The 25,868-nt window shown below is 61.5% G+C and carries 23 protein-coding genes; 5 read left to right on the top strand and 18 right to left on the bottom strand.

The window, feature by feature from the left end:
• Nucleotides 1-3: 3 nt before the first annotated feature.
• The 8 genes from pabC to CFII68_RS01990 all read right to left on the bottom strand — a co-directional run bounded on the left by pabC (nt 4) and on the right by CFII68_RS01990 (nt 6,159).
• Entirely contained in the window at nt 4-819 is an 816-nt protein-coding gene (gene pabC, locus CFII68_RS01955) for an aminodeoxychorismate lyase (RefSeq protein ID WP_018613571.1), read from the bottom strand.
• Nucleotides 819-2,063, bottom strand: a complete 1,245-nt coding sequence (gene fabF, locus CFII68_RS01960; RefSeq protein ID WP_018613569.1) for a beta-ketoacyl-ACP synthase II — start codon at nt 2,061-2,063, stop codon at nt 819-821. Before fabF ends, pabC begins: the two co-directional genes overlap by 1 nt.
• Nucleotides 2,064-2,171: 108 nt before the next feature.
• The gene (acpP, locus tag CFII68_RS01965; protein WP_003175607.1) at nt 2,172-2,408 is read right to left on the bottom strand and encodes an acyl carrier protein; all 237 of its coding nucleotides are present in this window, start codon (nt 2,406-2,408) and stop codon (nt 2,172-2,174) included.
• Nucleotides 2,409-2,599: 191 nt separating this feature from the next.
• Nucleotides 2,600-3,343, bottom strand: a complete 744-nt coding sequence (gene fabG / locus CFII68_RS01970; protein ID WP_018613558.1) for a 3-oxoacyl-ACP reductase FabG — start codon at nt 3,341-3,343, stop codon at nt 2,600-2,602.
• A gap of 15 nt (nt 3,344-3,358) precedes the next feature.
• Nucleotides 3,359-4,297: an ACP S-malonyltransferase gene (gene fabD, locus CFII68_RS01975; RefSeq protein ID WP_033062931.1), complete on the bottom strand. Its 939-nt coding sequence runs from the start codon at nt 4,295-4,297 to the stop codon at nt 3,359-3,361.
• Nucleotides 4,298-4,420: 123 nt separating this feature from the next.
• Nucleotides 4,421-5,431, bottom strand: coding sequence for a phosphate acyltransferase PlsX (gene plsX / locus CFII68_RS01980; RefSeq protein ID WP_084483751.1), 1,011 nt, complete (start codon nt 5,429-5,431; stop codon nt 4,421-4,423).
• Between the two features lie 4 nt (nt 5,432-5,435).
• Complete coding sequence (rpmF, locus tag CFII68_RS01985) at nt 5,436-5,618, bottom strand: 50S ribosomal protein L32 (RefSeq protein ID WP_003179396.1); 183 nt, start codon at nt 5,616-5,618, stop codon at nt 5,436-5,438.
• Between the two features lie 13 nt (nt 5,619-5,631).
• Nucleotides 5,632-6,159: a YceD family protein gene (locus CFII68_RS01990; protein ID WP_018613526.1), complete on the bottom strand. Its 528-nt coding sequence runs from the start codon at nt 6,157-6,159 to the stop codon at nt 5,632-5,634.
• Between the two features lie 105 nt (nt 6,160-6,264).
• Between CFII68_RS01990 and CFII68_RS01995 the strand changes: the two genes are divergently transcribed.
• Complete coding sequence (locus CFII68_RS01995; protein ID WP_018613524.1) at nt 6,265-6,843, top strand: nucleoside triphosphate pyrophosphatase; 579 nt, start codon at nt 6,265-6,267, stop codon at nt 6,841-6,843.
• 163 nt (nt 6,844-7,006) lie between these two features.
• On the opposite strand, the gene sppA is transcribed toward CFII68_RS01995, so the two are convergent.
• From sppA to rluC, 3 genes are read right to left on the bottom strand one after another with little or no spacing between them, the layout of a single operon-like run.
• Nucleotides 7,007-7,996 carry a signal peptide peptidase SppA gene (sppA, locus tag CFII68_RS02000; protein WP_018613523.1) on the bottom strand — a complete coding sequence of 330 codons (990 nt, stop codon included), beginning with the start codon at nt 7,994-7,996 and terminating at the stop codon, nt 7,007-7,009.
• A gap of 20 nt (nt 7,997-8,016) precedes the next feature.
• Complete coding sequence (locus tag CFII68_RS02005; protein WP_018613521.1) at nt 8,017-8,679, bottom strand: HAD-IA family hydrolase; 663 nt, start codon at nt 8,677-8,679, stop codon at nt 8,017-8,019.
• Nucleotides 8,669-9,625 (bottom strand): 23S rRNA pseudouridine(955/2504/2580) synthase RluC, encoded by a 957-nt coding sequence (gene rluC / locus CFII68_RS02010; protein WP_033062944.1) that lies wholly within the window; start codon nt 9,623-9,625, stop codon nt 8,669-8,671. Before rluC ends, CFII68_RS02005 begins: the two co-directional genes overlap by 11 nt.
• A gap of 699 nt (nt 9,626-10,324) precedes the next feature.
• Here rluC and rne point away from each other — a divergent pair.
• Nucleotides 10,325-13,510: a ribonuclease E gene (gene rne / locus CFII68_RS02015; protein WP_033062930.1), complete on the top strand. Its 3,186-nt coding sequence runs from the start codon at nt 10,325-10,327 to the stop codon at nt 13,508-13,510.
• Between the two features lie 840 nt (nt 13,511-14,350).
• Here the strand turns inward: rne and CFII68_RS02020 are convergent.
• The 3 genes from CFII68_RS02020 to CFII68_RS02030 form a co-directional block, all read right to left on the bottom strand.
• A complete protein-coding gene (locus CFII68_RS02020) occupies nt 14,351-15,619 on the bottom strand; it encodes a malic enzyme-like NAD(P)-binding protein (protein ID WP_014336160.1) in 1,269 nt (422 codons plus the stop codon).
• Between the two features lie 322 nt (nt 15,620-15,941).
• A complete protein-coding gene (gene rpmE / locus CFII68_RS02025; protein WP_014336159.1) occupies nt 15,942-16,166 on the bottom strand; it encodes a 50S ribosomal protein L31 in 225 nt (74 codons plus the stop codon).
• Nucleotides 16,167-16,640: 474 nt separating this feature from the next.
• A complete protein-coding gene (locus CFII68_RS02030) occupies nt 16,641-19,214 on the bottom strand; it encodes an EAL domain-containing protein (protein WP_018613515.1) in 2,574 nt (857 codons plus the stop codon).
• Nucleotides 19,215-19,572: 358 nt separating this feature from the next.
• Between CFII68_RS02030 and CFII68_RS02035 the strand changes: the two genes are divergently transcribed.
• The 3 genes from CFII68_RS02035 to CFII68_RS02045 all read left to right on the top strand — a co-directional run bounded on the left by CFII68_RS02035 (nt 19,573) and on the right by CFII68_RS02045 (nt 21,826).
• Nucleotides 19,573-19,959, top strand: coding sequence for a hypothetical protein (locus CFII68_RS02035; RefSeq protein WP_018613512.1), 387 nt, complete (start codon nt 19,573-19,575; stop codon nt 19,957-19,959).
• A 279-nt stretch (nt 19,960-20,238) separates the two neighbouring features.
• Nucleotides 20,239-21,084: a DUF692 domain-containing protein gene (locus CFII68_RS02040; protein WP_018613510.1), complete on the top strand. Its 846-nt coding sequence runs from the start codon at nt 20,239-20,241 to the stop codon at nt 21,082-21,084.
• Nucleotides 21,077-21,826: a DUF2063 domain-containing protein gene (locus CFII68_RS02045; RefSeq protein WP_018613509.1), complete on the top strand. Its 750-nt coding sequence runs from the start codon at nt 21,077-21,079 to the stop codon at nt 21,824-21,826. The genes CFII68_RS02040 and CFII68_RS02045 overlap by 8 nt, the downstream gene beginning before the upstream one ends.
• A 155-nt stretch (nt 21,827-21,981) precedes the next feature.
• On the opposite strand, the gene CFII68_RS02050 is transcribed toward CFII68_RS02045, so the two are convergent.
• The 4 genes from CFII68_RS02050 to CFII68_RS02065 form a co-directional block, all read right to left on the bottom strand.
• Nucleotides 21,982-22,488, bottom strand: coding sequence for a DoxX family protein (locus tag CFII68_RS02050; RefSeq protein ID WP_018613507.1), 507 nt, complete (start codon nt 22,486-22,488; stop codon nt 21,982-21,984).
• A gap of 17 nt (nt 22,489-22,505) precedes the next feature.
• Complete coding sequence (locus tag CFII68_RS02055; protein WP_018613506.1) at nt 22,506-23,141, bottom strand: ferric reductase-like transmembrane domain-containing protein; 636 nt, start codon at nt 23,139-23,141, stop codon at nt 22,506-22,508.
• Nucleotides 23,142-23,819: 678 nt separating this feature from the next.
• Complete coding sequence (locus tag CFII68_RS02060) at nt 23,820-25,130, bottom strand: ATP-binding protein (protein WP_018613504.1); 1,311 nt, start codon at nt 25,128-25,130, stop codon at nt 23,820-23,822.
• Nucleotides 25,127-25,867 carry a response regulator gene (locus CFII68_RS02065; RefSeq protein WP_003202589.1) on the bottom strand — a complete coding sequence of 247 codons (741 nt, stop codon included), beginning with the start codon at nt 25,865-25,867 and terminating at the stop codon, nt 25,127-25,129. Before CFII68_RS02065 ends, CFII68_RS02060 begins: the two co-directional genes overlap by 4 nt.
• Nucleotide 25,868 lies beyond the last annotated feature (1 nt).

Raw genomic sequence — 25,868 nt, 5'->3', positions numbered from 1 at the left:
GAATCAAACATCCAATAGCGCACGGGCAAGGGTTTGCAGTTTACGGGTGAGCGGGCCAACCGACCAGCGCGCCGAACCGCATCCGCGTACCGGCCACACGCCATAAACGCTGTTGCAGACAAAGACTTCATCAGCCTGGTGCAGCTGTTCGAGACTGATGTCCGTGATTTGCGTGGCGATGCCCAGGGACTTGGCTTGAAACAATAATTCTGCGCGCATCACGCCGGCCACGCCGCAACGGCTCAGGTCCGCCGTGAACAACACGCCATCGCGCACCAGGAACAGGTTGCTGAACACACCTTCGATCACCCGCCCGGACGTATCCAGCATCAGGCCTTCGGCGTACTGCCCATCGCTCCATTCGGCACGCGCCAGCACTTGTTCCAGGCGATTGAGGTGCTTGAGGCCCGCGAGCAAGGGCTGCTCGGACAACCGCACGCTGCAAGGAAACAGCAGAACGCCTTGTTCGGCATGGGCGGCGGGATAAGCGGCTGGTGGGTTCCCTTGCAGGATGCGCCGGGCCGGGGTCGAGGGATCTGCGGCATAACCGCGCAGACTGTCGCCACGGGTCACGATCAGCTTCAGCACGCCGGCGCCCAGGCACCGGGCATAGGTATTCAGCTCGGTGCTCAACGCGCTCATGTCGACGTTGAGCGCCAACCGCCGGCAACCGGTTTCCAGGCGTTGCAGGTGACGCTCCAGCAACACTGGCGCGCCATCGTGCACGGCGAGGGTTTCGAACAACCCATCGCCGTAAGCCAGGCCGCGATCTTTCAGCGACAGGACGTCGGCCGGCTGACCGTCGACCCAGCTTTCCATCAACCGGCGAACCGGCGGAACACCAGCGAACCGTTGGTCCCGCCAAAGCCGAAGGAGTTGGACAGCACCACATCGATGTCCATGCTGCGGGCAGTGTGCGGCACGAAGTCCAGGTCGCAGCCTTCGTCCGGCTCATCGAGGTTGATGGTCGGCGGCGCTGTCTGGCTGTTGATCGCCAGGACGCTGAAGATCGCTTCCACCGCCCCTGCCGCACCCAGCAGGTGACCGGTCATGGACTTGGTCGAACTGACCGCCAGCTTGTACGCATGTTCGCCGAACACGGTCTTGATCGCCTGGGCTTCGGCCAGGTCGCCGGCCGGGGTCGAAGTGCCGTGGGCGTTGATGTACTGCACCTGCTCGCCGTTGAGTTTCGCATCACGCAAGGCGTTGGCGATGCAACGGGCAGCACCGGCGCCATCGGCCGGTGGCGACGTCATGTGGTACGCATCGCCACTGGTGCCAAAGCCGATCAGTTCGGCATAGATGGTCGCGCCGCGCGCCTTGGCGTGCTCCAGCTCCTCGAGCACCAGCGCACCGGCACCGTCGGACAGTACGAAGCCATCGCGACCCTTGTCCCACGGCCGGCTCGCGCGGGCGGGCTCGTCGTTGCGGGTCGACAGCGCGCGGGAAGCGCCAAAGCCACCCATGCCCAGGCCGCAAGCCGCCATCTCGGCGCCACCGGCGATCATCACGTCGGCTTCGTCGTACATGATGTTGCGCGCGGCCATGCCGATGCAGTGGGTACCGGTGGTGCACGCCGTGGCAATGGCGTAGTTGGGTCCCTGGGCACCCAGGTGGATGGACAGGAAACCGGAAATCATGTTGATGATCGAGCCCGGCACGAAGAACGGAGAAATCCGTCGCGGCCCCGATTCGTGCAGCGTGCGGCTGGTTTCTTCGATATTGGTCAAGCCGCCAATACCCGAACCCATGGCCACGCCGATGCGTTCACGGTTGGCGTCGGTGACTTCCAGCCCGGCGTTGCGCACTGCCTGGAAACCGGCTGCCAAGCCGTATTGAATGAACAGGTCAAGCTTGCGAGCTTCCTTGACCGACAGGTATTCCTCGACATTGAAGCCCTTTACCGAGCCGCCAAAACGGGTGGAATAGGCAGAAAGGTCGGTGTGTTCGATCAGACCAATGCCACTGCGGCCAGCCAGAATGCCCTGCCAACTGCTCGGCACATCCGTGCCCAGTGGCGACAACATACCCATACCGGTGACTACGACGCGTCTACGCGACACAGCACTCTCCTTTTTCTAATGACGACTTTGCATCAGGCCTAAAGAAAAAACCGCACGCCGTGATGGCAGTGCGGTTTTTCCATGACAGCTAGCGACGACTAAAAACGATTACGCCTGGTGGCTGGTAACGTAGTCGATAGCAGCTTGTACAGTAGTGATCTTCTCAGCTTCTTCGTCAGGAATCTCGGTCTCGAATTCCTCTTCCAGAGCCATCACCAGCTCAACAGTGTCAAGGGAGTCGGCACCCAGGTCTTCAACGAAGGAAGCGGTGTTCACAACTTCTTCTTCTTTAACGCCCAGTTGCTCGGCAACGATTTTCTTGACGCGCTCTTCGATGGTGCTCATACCTTGTTTTCACTCCTAATGGACAAATTCAGGCAGCTGGCCAGTGGGTAAGTGTATAGAAGAACTTTTCGGTTTTTCAACCGAAAGCTTCACTCCTCAAACCCTGCGGCCCGCCGTCTATAAATTGATTGCAGCTTTATAACGGATTTTAGACAGCTCGTATGACATTTTTTTGAAGCAATCCGTCACATTTAACTCATGTACATCCCGCCGTTTACCGGGATTGTAGCCCCGGTCACGTATGCCGCACCGTCCGATGCAAGAAAAGCGACCACGGACGCGATTTCTTGAGCTTGCCCCAGACGACCCAGCGGAATCTGCGTCAACAAGGCTTCACGCTGTGCTTCTGGCAGTTCACGGGTCATGTCGGTGTCGATGAAACCCGGTGCAACCGAGTTTACCGTAATCGAGCGCGAACCCACTTCACGCGCCAGCGCACGGCTGAAACCTTCCAGACCGGCCTTCGCCGCAGCATAGTTTACTTGGCCTGCGTTGCCCATGGCACCCACAACCGAACCGATACTGATAATTCGACCCCAGCGAGCCTTGGTCATGCCACGCAAAACGCCCTTGGACAGCCGATACAGGCTGTTCAGGTTGGTGTCGACGACGTCGAACCATTCGTCATCTTTCATGCGCATCATCAGGTTATCGCGGGTGATACCGGCATTATTGACCAGGATCGCCGGCGCACCGAACTGCTCCTGAATGCTTGCCAGCACCGCCGCAACGGATTCGTCGCTGGTGACGTTCAGCTCAAGGCCGGTGCCTTGGATGCCGTTTTCCTTCAGGGTCGCAGCGATACGCTCGGCGCCCGAAGCGGACGTCGCGGTGCCGATAACGATGGCGCCTTGACGACCCAGTTCCAGGGCGATGGCCTGGCCGATGCCACGGCTTGCACCGGTCACCAGTGCAACTTTACCTTGCAGACTCATGCAAGCTTCTCCTGTTCAGGCCTGCGCTGCACGGGCGGCAGCGAAGGCGTCTGGGGTGTTGAGGTTGGAAGTCGACACGCCTTCGGCGCAGCGTTTGTTCAGGCCTGCCAGCACTTTGCCAGGGCCGCATTCGACCAGCTCGGTCGCGCCCTTGGCCGCCAGGGTCTGCACAGACTCGACCCAGCGAACCGGCTTGTAGAGTTGCTCCAGCAGATCCCGCTTGAGGGTCTCGAGATCCGGCGCCACGCTGGCACTGACGTTCTGCACCACAGGGATCTGCGGGGCCTTCCAGTCGATGGCGGCAATGGATTCGGCAAAGCGCTCGGCAGCCGGACGCATCAGCTCGCAGTGCGACGGCACGCTGACTGGCAGTGGCATGGCGCGCTTGGCACCACGGGCCTTGCAGCCCTCGATGGCGCGCTCGACAGCAGCCTTGGCACCGGCGATGACCACTTGGCCCGGGGAGTTGAAGTTCACCGCACTGACCACATCGCCTTGCGCCGCTTCGGCACAGGCGGCCAGCACATCGGCGTCTTCCAGGCCGAGGATCGCGGCCATGCCGCCCTGCCCGGCCGGAACCGCTTCCTGCATCAACTGGCCACGACGCTCCACCAGTTTCACCGCGTCGCCCAGGCTCAGGCTGCCAGCGGCTACGAGGGCGCTGTATTCGCCCAAGCTGTGACCGGCAACGAATGCCGGGCGCGCGCCGCCTTCAGCCAGCCACAGGCGCCACAATGCGATCGAGGCGGTCAGAATGGCTGGTTGGGTTTTATCGGTTTGATTGAGGCGCTCTTCCGGCCCTTGCTGGGTCAGTGCCCAGAGGTCATAGCCGAGCGCAGCGGAAGCTTCTTTGAATGTTTCGAGGATCAGCGGGTATTGCGCGCCCAGCTCGGCCAGCATGCCGAGGGACTGCGAGCCCTGTCCTGGAAAGACGAATGCGAGGGAAGCAGACATGAAAACAAAGCCCCTAATGATCTTGTCGTCAAAAATTGACGCCCCTGGGGGCGTTAGCAAACTGAAAGTTGGATGGCGGCTTGAACCGACCGGTCACATTTAAGCATTGTCGGACGAAAACGCCTAAGTTAACAAATCCTCGAGGCGACCACGCAAGCGCTCCGGCAGGTTTTCCTGGATCTCGATCACTGCCCGGTTGATCGCGCTCTGGAAACCCTGCACGCCCGCCGAACCGTGGCTCTTGATCACGATTCCCTGCAACCCGAGAAAACTCGCACCGTTGTGCCGCGCCGGCGCCAGGTCGGCCTGCAACCGACGCATCAACGGCAGTGCCAGGGCGCCAACTACCCGCGAGGCGAAGCCCTGCTTGAACAAGGCCTCGATGCGCTGGCCGATCATGGTCGCCAGGCCTTCGCTGGACTTGAGCAGGATATTGCCAACGAAGCCATCGCACACCACCACATCGGCCTCGCCACGGTACAAGCCGTCGCCTTCGACGAAGCCGATGTAGTTGATGCCGCGCGCGCCCTGCAGCAGCGTGGCCGCCAGCTTGACCTGCTGGTTGCCCTTGATGTCTTCGGTGCCGATGTTCAGCAACGCCACACGAGGGCGCACGATGCCCAGGGTTTGCGCCGCGACCGAGCCCATCACCGCAAATTGCAGCAAATGCTCGGCACTGCAATCGACGTTGGCCCCCAGGTCGAGCAACTGGCAAAACCCACGCTGAGTCGGAATCGCCGCCACCATCGCGGGTCGGTCGATACCCGGCAAGGTCTTGAGTACGTAGCGCGACAGCGCCATCAGCGCACCGGTATTGCCGGCACTGACACATGCCTGGACCTTGCCATCGCGCAGCAGCTCAAGGGCCACCCGCATCGAGGCGTCAGGTTTGCCACGCAGGACCTGGGCCGGTTTTTCGTCCATGGTGATGATTTCGGACGCCGGGGCAATCGCCAGGCGCGCGCGATCGACAGCCGATTGGCCGCTGAGCATTTCTTCCAGGAGGGAGGGTTGACCGACGAGGGTCAGGTGCAGCGAGGGTGTAGCATTCAGACAAGCAAGGCTGGCCTGAACAATGCTGCGGGGACCGAAGTCCCCGCCCATTGCGTCAATCGCGATGACTTGAGCGGACAAGTGATTACTCGTCGGCGCCCTTGTCGATCACTTTACGGCCACGGTATACGCCTTCTGGCGATACGTGGTGACGCAGGTGAACTTCACCAGTGGTTTTTTCTACGGACAGGGTGCTAGCCTCGAGAGCGTCGTGCGAACGGCGCATGTCACGGGCAGAGCGGGATTTTTTGTTCTGCTGAACAGCCATAATTGATTAACTCCTAAACGTTTGGGTCACGCTTTAACTGCGCCAATACACTGAACGGGTTGGACCGCGTTACCTCGTCCTCGCTCGGTTCGGGCTCATCTGCTCCCGCCGGCTGCTGGCATTCTTCCGGATGATGAGCAGGCACAATGGGCAAGGCGAGCAGAAGCTCCTCCTCGATCAGTGACTGCAGATCCAATGGATCTTCGCCCAGTTCCAGCACGTCATAACCTTTCGGCAACGACTGGGTATTCGCACCCTCCTTCACCACGGCGTAACTGCATTCGCTGTGGATCGGCAGGGTGACCAGCTCAAGACAACGCTGGCAAACCATTTTGACTTCAGTGTCGATAAAGCTGTGGATTACCACAGATTTACGTTCATCTCGTTCAAAAACGAATTTGGCCTGGACCGTACCGACATCGTCGGAAAGCGGGTCGCAGAGTCTCTTCAAATTGGCCAGCAGCAGTTCACCTTGAAGGGTGGTGCCACGGTCAGCCAATTTGCGCGGGTCAACGTGAGGTGGAATCGGGTCATTCAACATAGGCGCAGCATTATAGGGATGCCCCCGGCCATGTCAAAGGAAATTCAGCCCTGTCCGTCACTTGCGCGCCTCGCTAGAATTCGCCCCTGCCTTTTGGAGCCGCCCATGCTGCCTTTATTACTTGCCTCAAGCTCGGTCTATCGCCGGGAATTGCTTGCCCGATTGGGACTGCCGTTCGTCTGCAGCTCACCCGACATCGACGAAAGCCATCGCCCCGGCGAGCCCGCCCTTGAACTGGTCAAGCGCCTGGCCCGGGAAAAAGCCCTGGCACTGGCCGACAGCCACCCGGCACACCTGATCATCGGTTCAGACCAGGTCGCCGTGCTCGGCGAACGCATCCTGGGCAAGCCTCACACCTTCGAGAACGCTCGCGAGCAACTGCTGGCTGCCAGCGGCACCAAGGTCACGTTCCTGACCGGCCTGGCACTGCTCAACAGCCAGACCGGCGCCTGCCAGGTCGACTGCATTCCGTTTACCGTCAACATGCGTACCTTGGACCCAGAGCGCGTCGAGCGCTACCTGCGGGCCGAGCAACCTTACGACTGCGCCGGCAGTTTCAAGGCCGAGGGACTTGGCGTGAGCCTGTTCCAGAGCACCGAAGGGCCGGACGCCACCAGCCTGATCGGCCTGCCACTGATTCGTCTTGTGGATATGTTGCTGGCCGAGGGCGTGCAGGTTCCCTGAGCCAACATACAACATGTGGCGAGGAGGGCTATTTGTGGGAGCAAGGCTTGCCCGCGATGCAGGCGCTGCGATGGTGCAGGCCAGCCGAGTTATCGCTCATCGCGAGCAAGCTTTGCTCCCACAGCAAATTTCCCCGCCACAGAAGATCGCGCGAAACAAGGAGCTAGCGCAGTGCAGGCCCCTGGAAGCCCATCCACATCGCCAGATGCTCGGCAATGCTTGCCCCCAGCTTTTTCGAGAAACGATCGAACGGCGACTCTTCAATCGTGAAGTCCACCAGGTCCTTCTGACCGATCACATCCCGCGCCACCGAACTGGCACTGCCCAAGCCGTCGATCAGGCCCAGCGGCAATGCCTGCTCCCCCGACCAGACCAGCCCGGAGAACAGCTCCGGATGCTCCTTGTCCTTCAGGCGCTCGCCCCGCCCCTTCTTGACGCTGGCAATGAACTGCTTGTGGGTCGTGTCGAGCACGCTCTGCCAAAAAGCGGCCTCTTCAGGCTTTTGCGGCTGGAACGGATCAAGGAAGGATTTATGCTCGCCGGAGGTATACACCCGACGCTCCACACCCAACTTCTCCATGGTCCCGACAAAGCCATAGCCGGCCGCCGTCACACCGATGGAGCCCACCAGGCTGGCCTTGTCGGCATAGATCTGGTCCGCCGCACTGGCAATGTAATAGGCACCGGAAGCACCGAGGTCGGAAATGACCGCATACACCTTGGTATTGGGGTGCAATGCGCGCAAGCGAACGATCTCGTCGTAAACGTACCCCGACTGCACCGGGCTACCGCCTGGACTGTTGATGCGCAGCACCACGCCCTTGACCTTCGAGTCCTCGAAGGCGGCCCGCAGGCTACCGACAATGTTGTCGGCACTGGCAGGCTCTTTGTCAGCGATCATGCCTTCGATATTGATCAAGGCGGTGTACGCCGAGCCGGCGACAGCGCTTTTTTCCATATCCATCAGCGGCGTGAACAGCGCCAACGCAACAAAGAGATAAGTAAAGGTCAGCAACTTGAAGAAGATGCCCCAGCGACGGGAGCGACGTTGTTCCTGCACGCTGGCGAGCAAGGTTTTTTCCAACAGCTTCCAGCTTTTGCCATCCTCGCTCTCGGCGCTCGCCTTGACGGGTGCTTTCCATTCATCGGTCATGCGTGAATCCCCAGCGAAACTTAAAGGGCCCGCCGGCTCAGCCAGGCGTGCAACTCAGGAAAATGATCAATGGCCAGTCGCGGCTCGAACGCCCGTAGCGCCTCGATCGTTTGCGCCCCGTAGCTGACCGCCACCGACCCCATGCCGGCGTTGCGCGCCATCTGCAGGTCGAATGACGAATCCCCCACCATCAGCGCCTGCTCCGGTCGCACGTTGCAGTGCGTCAGGATCTGCTTGAGCATCAACGGATGCGGCTTGCTGGCGGTTTCGTCTGCGGCACGGGTGATATCGAAATAATCCTCCCAACCATAGGACTTGAGCACTCGATCCAGTCCGCGACGAGCCTTGCCGGTCGCGACAGCCAGGTGATAGCCCTCGGCCCGCAGAGCCTCCAGCGTAACCGCCACGCCATCGAACAATGGTGAAGGCTCGGCGTCCAGCGCGATGTAGTGATCAGCGTAATGCTGGCGGAAAACCACCAGCTCATTGTCGTCAATGTCCGGGTACAGGCTGCGAATGGCTTCTGGCAATCCGAGACCGATGATGCCTTTCACCGCCAAGTCGTCGCATCGGGCAAACGCCATGCGGTCCGAAGCGACATGCATCGCCTCCACGATCCGACCAATGGAGTTGGCCAGAGTGCCGTCCCAATCGAAGATCAGCAACTTGTAGTCAGGATGCACTCAACCGCTCCACGGTCTTGGCCCACATGTCATCCACCGGAGCCTGCAACTTCAGTTCGCCACCATCGGGCAGCGGCACGGTCAGCATATAAGCATGGAGGAACAGGCGCTTACCGCCCAGGTCGCGGATTTCCTTGGTGAAATCGTCATCGCCATATTTACTGTCACCGGCAATGCAATGCCCGGCGTGCAAGGTGTGGACACGGATCTGGTGGGTACGCCCAGTCACGGGCTTGGCCTCGATCAGGGTGGCAAAGTCGTCGAAGCGACGCAGCACCTTGAACACCGTCAGCGCCTCCTTGCCCTCCTCGTTGACTTCGACCATGCGCTCGCCGGAACGCAGGTTGCTCTTGAGCAACGGCGCCCGGACTTGCTTGATGGACGTTTCCCAGCGGCCACGCACCAGCGCCATGTAGCGCTTGTCGACGCCGTCGCCGCGCAATTGCTCGTGCAGGTGACGCAACATGCTGCGCTTCTTGGCGATCATCAGCAGGCCGGAGGTGTCGCGGTCGAGGCGATGGACCAGTTCCAGCTCCTTGGCGTCCGGACGCAACTGACGAAAGGCTTCGATCACACCGAAATTCAGGCCACTGCCGCCGTGAACCGCAATGCCCGCGGGCTTGTTGATCACGATCAGGGCTTTGTCTTCATAGACAATCGATGCTTCAAGGCGCTGCAGAAGACCCTGGGCCAGGGGCACCGGCTCATCGCGCTCGGGCACGCGAACCGGCGGCACGCGCACGATGTCACCGGCCTGGAGCTTGTATTCGGGCTTGATCCGACCTTTGTTCACCCGCACTTCGCCTTTGCGCAAAATGCGGTAGATCAAGGTCTTGGGCACGCCTTTGAGCCGGGCCAGCAGGAAATTATCGATTCGTTGGCCGGCATATTCCGGCGAGACCTCGAGCAGTTGAACGGCTGGGGTCGAAGGGGCAGTAGTTGTCATGGCGGCGATCATAACAATTTTTTATGGAATTGAAGCACTTAATCATTGCTGCTATAGTCGCGAACGCCGCCAAAAGTGGCTGGACAGTGGACTAACGGTCAAAAACCGGCCCTGACCAACGCAATTCACGAGGACGAGAGGCCGTCCTACGGGGCTTTCGCTACGTAACGGTAGAGTTTTCAGGTGTAACGAGCGCAGGTGACATGAGGCCTGAAATACGCCGCAAAGCAGAGTTTTGACTCGCCTTGCGCGCCACATTCACGGCCAGTTCACAAAGTGCAGTCAGCTGCGAACGACCCCGAGCGAATGCTTCGGAAACAACGCCTAAATTAGCCATGATGCGTGACCTCCCCTTCCGGAGCTCACGGTAAATGCCAACCCGCTGCGGATTCTGCGCGCGGCAGCACCCGAATTATCAGGGATACGTGTAGGGTGGAGATGTACAACCGTCGGACTGTGTAGCACTAGGCTTATATTTAGACGCTTCATCTCGTCCACAGGCGCCGGTTGATTCCTCCTCCTGACTGAGTGCTTGAGTACCAGCAAGCAGGACGCGTCCGTCGCGACTTCGCCATCATTGGGTCGAACTCGCTGGACACTGGAGTGGCCTTGCCATCTCCAGGACGCACCTGACACCGACCGTGAGAAGTCGTGTGTGCCGAACGCCGTTTCCGGCAGCCCGGAAACCGACGGTACTACATGAAAAGAATGCTGATTAACGCAACTCAACCCGAAGAGTTGCGTGTTGCACTGGTAGATGGCCAGCGCCTCTACGACCTGGATATCGAATCCGGTGCACGCGAGCAGAAGAAGGCCAACATCTATAAAGGCCGGATTACTCGCATCGAACCAAGCCTTGAGGCTGCCTTTGTCGATTTCGGCTCCGAGCGCCACGGCTTCCTGCCCCTCAAAGAAATCTCCCGCGAATACTTCAAGAAGGCCCCTGAAGGCCGCGTCAACATCAAGGACGTCCTGAGCGAAGGCCAGGAAGTCATCGTTCAGGTCGAAAAAGAAGAACGTGGCAACAAGGGCGCCGCCCTGACCACCTTCATCAGCCTGGCTGGCCGTTACCTGGTCCTGATGCCGAACAACCCGCGTGCCGGCGGCATCTCCCGCCGCATCGAAGGCGAAGAGCGCAACGAACTGCGTGAAGCCCTCAATGGCTTGGTCGCACCTGCCGACATGGGCTTGATCGTGCGCACTGCCGGCCTGGGCCGCAGCAGCGAAGAAATGCAGTGGGACCTCGATTACCTGCTGCAACTGTGGACCGCCATCAAAGAAGCCTCGCTGGATCGCTCCGCGCCGTTCCTGATCTACCAGGAAAGCAACGTGATCATCCGCGCCATCCGCGATTACCTGCGCCAGGACATCGGCGAAGTGCTGATCGACAGCGTCGAAGCCCAGGACGAAGCCCTGACCTTCATTCGCCAGGTGATGCCGCAGTACGCCAGCAAGATCAAGCTCTACGAAGACAGCGTTCCGCTGTTCAACCGTTTCCAGATCGAAAGCCAGATCGAGACCGCTTTCCAGCGCGTCGTCGAACTGCCGTCCGGCGGCTCCATCGTCATCGACCCGACCGAAGCCCTGGTGTCCATCGACATCAACTCGGCGCGCGCCACCAAAGGCAGCGACATCGAAGAAACCGCCCTGCAGACCAACCTTGAAGCGGCCGAAGAAATTGCCCGTCAGTTGCGCCTGCGCGACATCGGCGGCCTGATCGTCATCGACTTCATCGACATGACCCCGGCCAAGAACCAGCGCGCCGTGGAAGAAAAGGTCCGTGAATGCCTGGAAGCCGACCGCGCCCGCGTACAGGTCGGTCGCATCTCGCGCTTCGGCCTGCTGGAAATGTCCCGTCAGCGCCTGCGTCCATCCCTGGGCGAAAGCAGCGGTATCGTTTGCCCGCGTTGCAACGGCACCGGCATCATCCGTGACGTCGAGTCGCTGTCCCTGGCGATCCTGCGCCTGATCGAAGAAGAAGCCCTGAAAGACCGCACCGCCGAAGTTCGCGCCCAGGTGCCGATCCCGGTGGCCGCGTTCCTGCTCAACGAAAAACGCAACTCGATCACCAAGATCGAACTGCGTACCCGCGCCCGCATCGTCATCCTGCCGAACGATCACCTCGAGACGCCGCACTTCGAAGTGCAGCGCCTGCGCGATGACAGCCCGGAAGCCCACACCAACCAGTCCAGCTACGAAATCGCTGCTGCCGCTGCCGAAGTGGAAGAAGTCCAGCCGGCCGCCGCCGCCACTCGTACCCTGGTTCGCCAGGAAGCCGCGGTCAAGACCGCTCCGGCCCGCGCCAATGCTCCGGTTCCGACCGAAGTGGCCGCTCCGGTTGCCGCCCCGGCCGCTGCACCAGAGCCAAGCCTGTTCAAAGGCCTGGTGAAGTCGCTGGTCAGCCTGTTCGCCACCAAGGAAGAACCTGCTGCCCCAGCCGTCGTCGCCAAGCCTGCCACCACCGAGCGTCCTGCCCGCAACGAAGAACGCCGTAACGGTCGCCAACAGACCCGCAACCGCAACGGTCGTCGTGACGAAGAACGCAAACCTCGCGAAGAACGTGCTCCGCGTGAAGAGCGTGCGCCACGTGAGCCGCGTGAAGAGCGTCAGCCGCGCGAAGCCCGTGAGGAAGCGCCAGCCGTAGCCCGCGAAGAACGCGCACCGCGTCCGCCGCGTGAAGAACGCCAGCCGCGCGCACCGCGTGAAGATCGCAAGCCACGTGGCGAGCGTGAAGAACGTGTTCGCGAACTGCGCGAGCCACTGGATGCCGCCCCGGCTGCCACCGCCACCGCCACCGCTGAAGAGCGTCCGGCCCGCCAGCCTCGTGAAGAACGTGCACCGCGTCCTCCACGTGAAGAGCGCCAGCCACGCGCCGAGCAGGCAGCCGCCGCTGCCAGCGAAGAAGAAGTACTGAACACCGAAGAGCAGTTGCAGGAAGACGGCCAGGACACCGCCGAAGGCGATCGTCCACGCCGCCGCTCCCGTGGCCAGCGTCGTCGCAGCAACCGTCGTGAGCGTCAGCGCGATGCCAACGGCAACGTGATCGAAGGTTCGGAAGAGTCCGAGTCCTCCGAAAACGCCGAAGCGCCAAGCGCTGCCGACCTGGCCGCCGGCCTGGCCGTGACTGCGGCCGTAGCCAGCAGCGCGATCAGCGCCCCGGCCGAAGCAGAGGCTCACGAACAAGCCGAACGCGCTACCGCTGCCGTGGAAAACACGCCGGTTGAAGCGCCTGTGGTCGAAGCCACTACCCCGGTAGAAGCCACTGCTTCGCCAGAAGTGGAAGTCGCCCCGGTCCGTGAAGCCCAGGTTGCTGAAACTGAAGTGGTCGCCGAGCCTGCACCGGTCGTCGAGCAGCCAGTGGTAGCCGCCGAGCCAGCCTTCGAAGCACCGGCCGAGGAAAAGGCACCAGAGCCTGCCCGCGAGGAGCAGACTGCGTTCAACTGGACCGCAGAGCCAGCCGCACCGGCACCTGTTGTCGAGCCTGAACCGACACCAGAGCCCGTGAAAGCGGTCGAGCCAGAAGTGGTCGAACCTGCTCCAGTGGTTGTCGAAGCACCTGCCCCGGTTGAAGAGCCAGCACCTGCCAGCGCCCTGACCGAGAATGGCCGCGCGCCGAACGATCCGCGTGAAGTGCGCCGTCGCAAGCGTGAAGCCGAGCGTCTGCAGAAGGAAGCCGAACAAGCCGCCGCTGCTGCCGCTCAAGCGCCTGCTGCCGAGCCAGCTCCAGCCGTGGAAGAAGTCGCCGAGGCAGCCCCTGCCCCGGTCGCCGAGACCCCGACTGAATCGGCTCCGGCATTCGACGAACCTCAGCAAACTGCTGAAGAAGTCGCGCCGCGTCACACTGAAGCCCTGGAAAAAGAGCACGAGCCTAAACCTCACGCCTGATTCCACCGCCCAGTAAAAAGCCCCGCCTGGTCATGCCAGGCGGGGCTTTTTTATGCCTTCATACTTATCCACAGTGGGGCTGGGGCCAGGCACAAGACTTATGCCAACTGAAAATCCAATGTGGGAGCCGAGCTTGCTCGCGATGGCGTCGGCTCAGCTTGCATTAATGCTGAATGCCAGACCGCTATCGCGAGCAAGCCCGCTCCCACAGTGGACTGGGGTCGGCTACAAGATTCATGCACCATTGAAGACCCAATGTGGGAGCCGAGCTTGCTCGCGATGGCGTCGGGTCAGCTTGCCTCAATGCTGAATGCCAGACCGCTATCGCGAGCAGGCTCGCTCCCACAGGGGACTGGGGTCGGATACAAGATTTATGCACCGCTGAAGATCCAATGTGGGAGCCGAGCTTGCTCGCGATGGCGGCAGGTCAGCTTGCATCGATGTTGAATGCCAAACTGCAATCGCGAGCAAGCTCACTCCCACAGGGATTTGCGGTGGACACAATCAAAGTCCATCACCGATCAAATGTGGGAGCCGAGCTTGCTCGCGATGGCGGCAGGTCAGCTTGCATCGATGTTGAATGCCAGACTGCAATCGCGAGCAAGCTCACTCCCACAGGGATTTGCGGTGGACACAATCAAAGTCCATCACCGATCAAATGTGGGAGCAGAGCTTGCTCGCAATGGCGGCAGGTCAGCTTGCATCGATGCTGAATGCCAAACTGCAATCGCGAGCAAGCTCGGCTCCCACAGGGATTTGTGGTGGCCACACAAAACCGGCAGGCACAAAAAAGCCCCGACTCACAGGAGCCGGGGCTTTTTGTTGAAGCGCTACAACGGCTTAGCCGTTGAACACGTCATCCACGCTCTTGAGCGGGTAGTTCTTCGGATACGGCAGGGTGGCCACGCCAGTCTCGATGGCGGCCTTGGCCACGGCATCGGAGATCAAGGTGATCAGGCGGGCGTCCATTGGTTTCGGGATGATGTACTCACGACCGAATTCCAGCTTGATGCCGCCGTAGGCGTCGCACACTTCCTGAGGCACCGGCAGCTTGGCCAGTTCGCGCAGGGCGTTGGCGGCCGCGACTTTCATTTCTTCGTTGATGCGCTTGGCGCGAACGTCCAGGGCACCACGGAAGATGAACGGGAAGCCCAGTACGTTGTTGACCTGGTTCGGGTAGTCCGAACGGCCGGTGGCCATGATCACGTCGTTACGGGTCGCGTGAGCCAGTTCCGGGGCGATTTCCGGATCCGGGTTCGAGCACGCGAACACGATTGGGTTCGGCGCCATGCGCAGCAGGTTTTCCGCGCTCAGCAGGTTCGGGCCCGACAGGCCGACGAACACGTCGGCACCGTCCAGCGCGTCCGCCAGGGAGCGCTTCTCGGTCGCGTGGGCGAACACAGCCTTGTACTGGTTCAGGTCGTCACGGCCGGAGTGGATCACACCGGTACGGTCGACCATGAAGATGTTTTCGATATTGGCGCCCATGCTCACCAGCAACTTCATGCAGGAGATGGCCGCAGCGCCAGCGCCGAGGCAGACGATCTTGGCTTCCGGCAGGGTCTTGCCGGCGATTTCCAGGGCGTTGATCATGCCGGCCGCGGTAACGATCGCGGTGCCGTGCTGGTCATCGTGGAATACCGGAATGTCGCACTGTTCGATCAGGGCGCGCTCGATCTCGAAGCACTCAGGTGCCTTGATGTCTTCCAGGTTGATGCCACCGAAGGTGATGGAGATGCGCTTGACGGTGTCGATGAAGGCTTGCGGGCTCTCGGAGTCGACTTCGATGTCGAATACGTCGATACCGGCGAAGCGCTTGAACAGCACGCCCTTGCCTTCCATGACCGGCTTGGAAGCCAATGGGCCGAGGTTACCCAGGCCGAGAATCGCGGTGCCATCGGAAATGACTGCAACCAGGTTGCCTTTACCGGTGTATCTGTAGGCCAGTTCAGGGTCGCGAGCGATTTCGCGGACTGGTTCGGCTACGCCGGGGCTGTAGGCCAGCGACAAGTCGCGAGCAGTAGCGGTGGCCTTGGTGAGCTCGACACTCAGCTTTCCTGGACGAGGATGAGCGTGATATTCGAGAGCGGCAGTTTTCAGATCAGACATGTGGGCATTCCGCTTTTTACTGTGTTGGACAGACGGACCGCCGAGGATACGCGCCTCGTAAAGTCCCCACAAGACTGACCAGTCACTACTGTCAAGCGCCCAGCCCTACGACTTTGGGCCAAGGGCCGCGAAACACAAGGCCTATGTGCATACAATCAGACAGAGAAATGTCTACAATTTTTCGTCGAGACATCCCGCGCCGCCCATTGAACGCGACGAAACCCGACACCTCGGTTTATCGCAGACACAAAAAAGGCGTCCACAAGGGACGCCTTCTTTATCAATCTGGAGCAGTCGAGACGACCCTCCAGAATGATCAGCCTCAGGCTTTTGGAGTAACCTTGCCGAAAGCACCGAAACGATCGGCGAACTTCTGAACACGGCCGCCGGTATCCAGAGTCTTTTGCTTACCGGTGTAGAACGGGTGGCATTCGTTGCAAACGTCGATCGCCAGGGCTTTGCCGTAGGTCGAACGCGTTTCGAACTTGTTGCCGCAGCTGCAGGTTACGGCAATTGCTGGGTATTCCGGATGGATATCGGTTTTCATGCTGTTTTCCTCAGGCTAGCGTGCCGCCATCCAACACTATTGTTGAATACCGCACGTAATTAGGCCGCGGATTCTACCAGACAACATCAATCACGCAAGCTATGACTTGTACCAACCGTCTGCTAGGCTCCCGGCCTCATGCGCAAGCTCTTTTGTGGGAGCGAGCCTGCTCGCGATGGCGGAGTGTCAACCTATCTCCATGTGGCTGATCCACCGCCTTCGCGAGCAGGCTCGCTCCCACAGAAATCCTGGGTGCTCATGAGTTTTGCATTCATCGCAGAACCCCTGTGGGAGCGGGCTTGCTCGCGAAGACGTCGGCACAGCCAACATATATGCCAGCAGGTCCACCGCCTTCGCGAGCAAGCCCGCTCCCACAAGGTTATTGGGTGACCTCAAGTTTCGGGCACAACACCGGCTCCCTTGTGGGAGCGAGCCTGCTCGCGAAGGCGGAGGATCGGCTGGCACAGAGGTTGGCTATAACCACCTCGGGGTGGTGAAGAACGAGGCCATCTCCGAGCGGGCCAGGGCTGCGCCGAAGTAGGGGCCCTGGACATGGTCGCAGGCTACGTTGCGCAGTTGGCTGAATTGCCGGGCGTTTTCGATGCCTTCGGCAGTGACCATCAGCCCTACGCTGCGGCTCAAGCGGATCATCGCCAGGACGCCCTCCTTGTCATCCTCCAGGCCCAGCTGCGTCAGGATGTTGCGATCGAAGCGGATGCCATCGAACGGCTGGTCCAGTACCTCGCGCAGGGAGGCGATGCTGGTGCCGAATTTGTCGATGTTGATTCGCACGCCGAGGTCCTTGAGCGCATGGAGGGTGCTGGCGACGGTCTGGTGGTCGGCCAGCAGCACCCCTTCAGCCACTTCCAGGGTCAGCCGCTGAGGTGCCAGGCCACTCGCTTCGAGGGCTGTCTGTACCTGGTTGAGCAGGAAACTGCTGTTGAACCATCGGGGTGAAACTGCGATGGAGACGTTGACGGCGCTCGGCCAGGTGGCAGCCTCTTCACAGACGTTGATCAGCATCCAGGTGCCCAGTTCTTCAAGCTGGCCCGAGGTTTCGGCCACCGGTATGAAGTCGGCCCCACCCAATTCACCTTTCTCGGGATGGTGCCAGAAGGTCTGGGCTTCGAAACCGTGCAGTTGCTCGGCGCTCACGTCGAAGCGAGGCAAGTAGCGCAGTTCCAGTTGATCCCGTTGCATGGCGTCGCGCAGTTGCTGTTCGTATTGCCGCCGGTCGCGGGCCAGGTTGCCCATGGCTTCTACATACACGCGCCAGGTGTTGCGGCCGGCTGCCTTGGCCGCATACAACGCGATGTCGGCGTGGCGCAACAGTTCATCGGCACGTTCGTCTCCGGGCTGCGCCCAGGCAACGCCGATGCTCACCCCCAGGTAGAGAGTATTGCCGTCCAGGTGCATGGGCCGTTGCATGCAATCGATCAGCCGTTCACAGAGTTGATCGAGATCGCCGGCATCGCCCGGGTCGGGCATGACAATGACAAACTCATCACCGCCCAGGCGGGCCACCAGATCAGTGCCGCGCACGTTCTGCTGGAGGATATGCGCCACTTCCTTGAGCACTTTATCGCCCACGGCATGCCCCAGGGAGTCGTTGACTGGTTTGAACCGGTCCATGTCCAGGTTCAGCAGCGCCAGGGGCGGACGATCGGCTCGGCCCAGGTGTTCGCGCAGGCAATCGAACAAGCGGTTGCGGTTGGCCAGCCCGGTCAGTGGATCATGCAGGGAAAGGTGCTTGATCTCGGCCAGTGCGCGCAATTCGTCGGTGATATCGGTGGCGGTGCCACGAAAACCCAGGGTGCCAGCTTCGATAGCTCGCACCGAGAGTTTGCAGGTGCGGATGCGCTGGTTGCGCGCGGTGTACTCGCACAGCAGCGGTACCGAGGAGACGCTGTTGGCGCCGCCGAGCAGCCATTGGGCAATCGAGATCGAGCCGCCATGGGGGTGGAGCAGCCGGTGCAGAGGTTTGCCCAGCCACTCCGTGGGACTGAAGCCGGTCACTTGTTCGAAGCGCTCCGACAGATAGGTCAGGGTGCCGGTCGAATCGACCTCCCACAACCAGTCGGAGGACACTTCGGCAATGTCGCGGAAACGTTCTTCACTGCGTTCCAGCGCCTTGCGGTGGGCCAGCAGGCTGGCGTACTGGTGTTCCTGGGCGCGGAGCATGGCCAAGGCATGGCGCAGAACGGTCAGGGCCAGAATCCCCAGCACCAGTAACGCCACGGCCAGCAACGGCAGGAGGAATTTTCGCAGATCCTGGCCCGGGGTCTGCGGCCGCCAGGCCAAGGCTTCCAGGGTCAGGTCGTTGAGCAGCAGCTGGGCGGTATCGGCTGGGCCCGGTGTCCTGGCGATATGGGCATCGGGCAGGGCGAAGTCCCGCGCCAGGTTTTCCAGGGCTCCGGGATCAAGGACCTTGACGAAGAGCAACAGGCTGGGCGGGCCGGGGATTTCGGGCACGCTGCTGTCCGTGCCGATGGTGATGACGGACGCGGCGACAAACGCAGGGGCGTCCTCGTGATGCAGCATCTCGACGACCACTTCGTCGTGATTTTCCGCGGCGTTGGCTTTTTTCAACAGCGCTCGCAAGTCGCCGGTCAGCCAAGCCTCGGCATCGACCTCACTCATCTGGCCATCGATTACCGAATAAACCGTCTTGCCGCTGGGCGAGATGACGAACACCGCCTGGTAGCCATAGAGCGAAAACACGCTGCTGCCGACGTTTTCCTGGTCATAGGCCCATTCCTTGTCGACGTCGACATGCAGGTGCCGGTAGGCGTCGCTCCACTTGGAGTAGTCACTCAGATCCCGTCCGATACCCGTGCGGATCCCCTCGATGGCCCGCTGGGCGAAAAACAGGCTCTGTTCACGGGCGCGCTGGTCCTGGGCGCCAGTGATGTTGAGCAGCACGGCGATCGCCAGTGCAGACATGACAAACAGCAGCAGCATGATGGCCGGGAAAGTGCGACGGGTGAAACTACGGGTTGGTGAGCCCGGGGAAAGGACAGTCGAGTCATTGCCAGCATTTTCAATCATAGAAATAAGTCATCAGCAAAAAAGCGATTTCACCCGCACCTGTCTTATATCGGCTGTCGGGCTGATTTACTTAGTCGTGATCACAAATGGTGCGCCTGGCTGAGCTGCCGCCAGGTGGGACGGCATGCAACGGTTCGTCGGGACACGCTGTCCAGAGCTTCCTTGCTCAAGAGCAAGGACCTGTGGCCGAGGCGGGTTTGTATCGCAGTGTGTACCGCGCGGCCCTGGATACACCGGCTTGACGAAGACCCGGGCCGGCGACACAGGCCCGATACACACCGACGATTAACTACGCCAGCCAGCCGGCACCGAGCCTCGGTGCGGGTGACTGGCGTATTGATCATTCGAGGAATACCCCATGCTCAACTTCTCCCGAAACTCATCCCTTGCACTCGGCCTGGCCCTGGTCGGCGGCCTGGGTCTGTCCACGGCGGCTTCGGCCTTGACCATGAATGACTTGGTCCAGGGCTACACCCTGGCGGCAGCCGATACCGTGAAGAAACCCGCCGAAGGCAAGTGCGGCGAAGACAAGTTCGCCAAGACCGACACCAACCACGACGGCCAGGTCTCGCGTGATGAGTTCATCGCCGCGGCCCCGGAGCGCGCCGCTGAGTTCGACAAGATCGACGCCAACCGTGACGGCGGGATCTCGTTGCCGGAAGCCAAGCAATACCTGTCGGCCCAGGCCAAGAGCGCGGAAGGTAAATGTGGCGAAGGCAAGTGCGGGGCGGCTATCGAGTCCTGATTGGCCCCAGTGGCGAGCCTGATGAGTTGATGCCAGCCCACTGATGCGGCATCGAACAAAGAACCCGTTAGGTCTATGTAGGAGCTGTCGAGCGAAGCGAGGCTGCGATCTTTTGATCTTTCACTTGAGATTCAAGTGTCTGGGGAAAGATCGCAGCCTCGCTTCGCTCGACAGCTCCTACACAGCTCCTACAGACCCAGCCACGGGTGTTCGGCTTTCTATCGTGCGATTGATCGTCTCATGAGGCTCACCACATCTCGTTTCCCCAGGAGATGTGTCATGTTGAATCTACCCCAACCCTCAGCAGGCCTCGGCCTGCGCCGGGCCTTGCTCGATGAGCTGCGCCAGGCGCCGGCCGGGGATTTCGACTTTCTCGAAGTCGCCCCGGAAAACTGGATCGGAATCGGCGGTGCCCATGGCGCCGCCTTGCATTGGCTGGCCGAACGTTATCCGTTGACGTGCCATGGCCTGTCATTGTCCCTGGGTGGGCCGGCGCCGCTGGACCTGACGTTTCTCGGGCAGGTGCGCGCTTTTCTTGAGCGTTTCGACGTGCCGTTGTACAGCGAACACTTGAGCTACTGCGGTGATGAAGGGCATTTGTATGACCTGTTGCCGCTGCCCTTTACCGAGGAAGCAGTGCATCACGTGGCAGCGCGGATCCGTCAGGCCCAGGATGTACTGGGGCGACGCCTGGCGGTGGAAAACGTCTCCTATTACGCCGCGCCCCATCAGGACATGAGCGAGCTGGAATTCACCCGGGCGGTGTTGCGCGAAGCCGACTGCGACCTGTTGCTGGACGTCAACAATGTCTACGTCAACTCGATCAATCACGGCTTCGATCCCCAGGCATTCCTGGCGGGCCTTGAGCCGGGGCGGGTGGTCGCGATGCATGTGGCCGGGCATTACGACGAGTCCGACACGCTGAAAATCGACAGCCATGGCGCGCCGGTCAAGCCGGTGGTCTGGGCGCTGCTGGCCCAGGCCTACGCGCGGTTTGGCGTACAGCCGACCTTGCTCGAACGGGACTTCAACTTCCCGCCCTATGCCGCGCTGGTGGGCGAATTGCAGACCATTCGCCAGTTGCAACACCAAACCGTTACCCGGCAGGCGGTGATCCATGGCTGAGCCCCGGCAGACACTGCATCAGCAGCAACAGGCGCTGACCCGTTACCTGCGCGACCCTGAACACTGCCCGGTCCCGGCCGGCATGGACGCGGCGCGGGCGCAGGTGTACCGCGACCTGATTTTCGAAAACATGCGTTCGCTGCTCAGCGGCACCTTCCCCGTGCTGGTGAGCGTGCTGGGGCAGGACCGTTGGCGTGCCTGCGTGCGCCGCTTCCTGCGCGAACATCGCTGTGCCACCCCCCGGTTCGGTGAAATCGCCGAGGAATTCGTCGGTTACCTCGCGGCTCACTCGTCGCCGGATTGGCCGCCGTTCGTGGCAGAGCTGGCGCACTACGAGTGGGTCGAGATGGCGCTGCTGCAATCCCAGGCCGAGCCGTTGCCGACACCTGACGAGGCCTCCTGGCTCGACCAGTCGCTGCGTGTCTCGCCCCTGGCCTGGCCGCTGGTGTACCAGTGGCCGGTGCATCGCCTGGCATCGAACTACCAGCCCTCGACGCCACCGGCCCAGCCGACGCTGCTGCTGGTACGGCGAACACCTGGGTTTGCTGTGCGCTTTTCCGAACTCAGCCCGTTGGCCTGGCGGCTTTTGCAGCGTATCGAGGAATATCCCGGGTTGGCGGGGCGAGGGCAGTTGCTGGCGTTGGCGCGGGAAGCGGGGGTGGATTCATCCGCGTTCATGGACAGCGCGGTGGCGCTGCTGCGGCGGATGCAGGACGAAGGGGTTGTTGGCGTACAGCAGTAATCTGTCCATTTGAAGTGCTAACCCCTGTGAGGGCCTGCTGTGGGAGCAAAGCTTGCTCGCGATGGGTCGCCCTCGGTCTGACTGATTGACCGAGTCGTCTGTATCGCGGGCAAGCCTTGCTCCCACAGCAAGCTCGCTCCCACAAGGGATTTTTGTCAGGCCTTGTTTCGCTGGTGCACACCGATCTTCAGCAGCGCATCCACGCTCAACTTCCCAGCCCCCTGCAACAGCAACGGCAGCAACGCCACCAGGTAGATCAACGGCAGCTTGAAGTTGCCATGTCCCTTGTTGGTAATCCCATAGCCCTGGGCCAGTTCGCTCAAGCTTGACCAATCCGCCGGCCAGTGCACGGCGGCAGTCGCCACCACGGTGACGACGATCAGCGCCAGCGCCGACAGGCGCGTACCCAGGCCGATCAACAGGGCGATGGCGCCGATCAGTTCGGCCCACATCGCCAGTTCCCAGTTCCACTGGGCCGGCACATGGTTGAAGGGGAACAGGAAGGCGGACTGGATCTCGGCGAACCAGTTCTCGCCGTTCCATTTCTCCAGGCCGGACTCGAAGAACTCCCAGGCCAGGAACAGGCGCAGGCCCAGCGGCGCGAGCCATGCACCTGCGTGATCGAGATGAAGGTGCAGCGTTTTCAAGGCGTTTGAATACATGATCGATTCCCCTGGGCTCAAGCCGCGTGTGGCGGCCGTTGGCGTCGCTGGGTGGCCTGGGCCAGCTTGCCCACCAGGCGGATGGCGGTGGCGGCGCAGATCAGGCCGAAGGGCAGCACATACCAGGCGCTCATGGGGATGCGTTTGAAGTTGGAATAAGCAAAGATCGCCGCCAGCACCCACATGCCGGTGACGTGCAGGCGCTTCCAGGCCCTGAAACCGATCAGGCGCGTGGTGCTTTTGAACGAGGTCAGCGCCAGCAGCAGGATGAACACGTAGCCCACGGTACCTGGCACGTTGCCAAGGGTGGTGCGGCCGGGCCAGAACTCGGGATTGAGCTGGCCGTAGCTGTAGATCAGCACGGCATGGACCAGATGGGAAAACGCAAAGGCCAGCCCGATGAAGCGCCGTTCACGCACCAGCGACCGGCCCAGGGGCGAGGGCACCAGCACCGCGAATGCCGAGGCGGTGAAGGCCAGCAGGAACAAAATGAAGGACGAGCGCGCCGTGGCGCGAATGGCGCTGCGCACGCCTTCGGTCAGGTCTGGGTTGAGCACCAGGATCAACCCGGTCATCAACAGCACCAGGGCGGCGAGCAGGCTGAACAGCGACCAGCCCTGATAACGAAAGGGGGATGCAGTTGCGATAGGCATGTAAAGGCTCCTTGGATGGTGAGACCCGGTCGTGACAGCAACCGGGAACAGGGGGGAGTCTTTCAAACAGGTGTAAGCGGGGTGTGTCCGCAACGCAGGACTGTGCAAGTTTGTGTATGCCGATCATCCGCAGACACACTGGCATACAAAACCGCATCCAAATCCAACCCCTGTGGGAGCGAGCTTGCTCGCGATGGCGTCAGGTCAGTTGAACAGGTGCTGGCAGATACACCGCTATCGCGAGCAAGCTTTGCTCCCACAGGTCCTGCTCAAACAGATCTGATGGGTGTACGACCGGGAGAGCCAGGTCGGCTACTAGGCCGCCTCGCGGTGGACGTTGATCTCGGGCGCCCCGTTAACCACGATGGCCGAACGCAGGCATTGTGGAGTGGGTATCCCGGCATGGATGCCGGGATAGCCGCGCTGGGCCATGGATGGCCCTTCGCGGCGGGCCCACGGAGCAATGCCTTCGTTCGGGCATGCCGAGCCTAGGCGAGGCACCGAGTGGTGGGGCAAAGCGTTTTTGGTTACTTTTGGCGCTCTTCCAAAAGTGACCCGCTGTAAGAGCGGAACCCTAAGCAGCCGTTACCGCAGCAATGGATATGTACCCAGCCAACAACATCCCAGCCGACGGTCAAGGCCGCCATCGCGAGCAAGCCCGCTCCCACAGGGGCTGTGTCAGCTTGCGAATGCCAGGCGCAACTCGGCGCACAGGCCGCCGCCGTCGCGGTTGCTCAGGGTCAGTGAACCGCCCATGGCGATCGCCAGTTGCTGGGCGATGGCCAAGCCCAGGCCGGTGCCGCCGGTTTCCCGGTTGCGTGAGCTTTCCACCCGGTAGAACGGCTTGAGCACCTCGGCCAGTTCCTGCTCGTTGATCCCGGGGCCGCGGTCCAGGACCTGGATCGCCAATTGCCCGTTGTCGGCGAGTTGCACCTGGATCTGCGCCGCGCCACCAAATTTCAAGGCGTTGTCCACCAGATTGACCAGCACCCGCCGCAGGGCATGGGGGCGGGTGTCGATGACGGCGGCGTTTTTCCCGGACAGTTGCACATCCTTGCCAGTGTCCTGGTAGTCGAACACCAGGCTGTCGAGGAACGCATCCAGGCTGATCCGGCAACTGGCCTCGGTGGCGCCGTGGATGCTGCGGGCATAGGCCACGCCTTCACGCACCAGGTGCTCCATTTCGCTCAAGTCGCTCCACAGCTTGTCCTTCTCGATCCCCTCGTCCATGAATTCGGCGCGCAGCTTCATGCGCGTGATGGGCGTCTGCAAGTCGTGGGAAATCGCCGCCAGCAACTGCATGCGCTCCTTGAGGTAGGCAGCGATGCGGTCCTGCATGGCGTTGAACGCTTTGGCGGCATGCACCACTTCGGTCGGGCCTTTCTCGTCCAGGCGTACACCGTGGGCGTTCGGGTCTAGAGTTTCCACCGCTTGGGCCAGCCGGGTCAGTGGGCCGACGGCGAGGCGAACGGCCAGCCAGGTGCAGCCGATCAACAGCGCCAGTTGCCCCAGCAATACCATCGGCAGCCAGGGGGAGAGGGGCGTCATCGCCGGGCGAACGTCGATGGTCAGCGGGCTGCCGTCCCCCAGGCGCAGGTGCGCCTGATAGTGCATTTTTGGCCCGGGAATCTGTTTGAACGTCAGGCCATAGGCCTGGCCGATGGCTTCCTGGATTGAACTGACCGAGATCGGCGCGTCGGCCAGATCCATCGGTTGGCCGGCCTGGCCTTCGTCGAGCAGGTAGCCATAGTTGCGCCGGGCGAGTTTCGGCAGCCAGGCCTGGCGTTCGGCGGCAGGCAGGCGGTCAAGAATGGCGACGGAGGTCGAAACATCGGTTTCCAGGTTGCCGAGCATGGTCGACTTGGCGCTCTGGTAGCGCTCGTAGTACTGGACGCCGAAGGACAGCCCCTGGGCCAGGATCAGGCCGATCAGGAAGATCAGCGACAGCCTCGAGGCCAGCGTCCGCGGCCAGCGCAACGACAGGCTCATACCGAGGCCTCAAGGATCTCCACCGGCAGCGAGAACACGTAGCCTTCGCTGCGCACGGTCTTGATGTAGGCCGGCTCCCGGGCGTCGTCCAGCAGGCGCTGGCGCAGGCGGCTGACCAGCAAATCGATGGAGCGATCGAACAGGTCGGCGTCCCGGCCCTGGGTCAGGTTAAGCAACTGGTCGCGGTTGAGCACCCGTTGCGGATGGTCGAGGAAGACCCGCAACAAACGATATTCGGCGCCGCTCAAGGCAACCATGGTGCCGTCGGTGTCCAGCAGGTGGCGGGCGGTGGTGTCCAGGCGCCAGCGTCCGAACGCCAGCAGGCGACCGCTCTCGGTGACCACCAGGTTGGGCGGCAGCATGCGGGTGCGGCGCAGCACGGCATTGATACGGGCCAGCAGCTCACGGGCGGCGAAGGGCTTGACCAGGTAATCGTCGGCGCCCATTTCCAGGCCGATGATGCGGTCGGTTTCGTCGTTGCGCGCGGTGAGCATCAGTACCGGCGTGGCCTTGTGCTTGCCGGCCCGCAGCTCCCGGCACAGCACCAGGCCGTCGTCGCCGGGCATCATGATGTCCAGCACGATCAGGTCCACCGGAGTGGTTTCCAGGAAGGCGCGCATTTGCCGGCCATCGGCAACGACAGTGGTGCGCAGGCCGTTCTTTTTCAGGTAGTTGCCAACCAGCTCTCTGATCTCGCGATCGTCATCCACTATCAACACGTGATCGACATGATCCATG

The organism is Pseudomonas sp. CFII68 (genome assembly GCF_000416195.1).
GTDB lineage: Bacteria > Pseudomonadota > Gammaproteobacteria > Pseudomonadales > Pseudomonadaceae > Aquipseudomonas > Aquipseudomonas kilonensis.
This window is presented reverse-complemented; position numbering and strand designations above follow the sequence as displayed.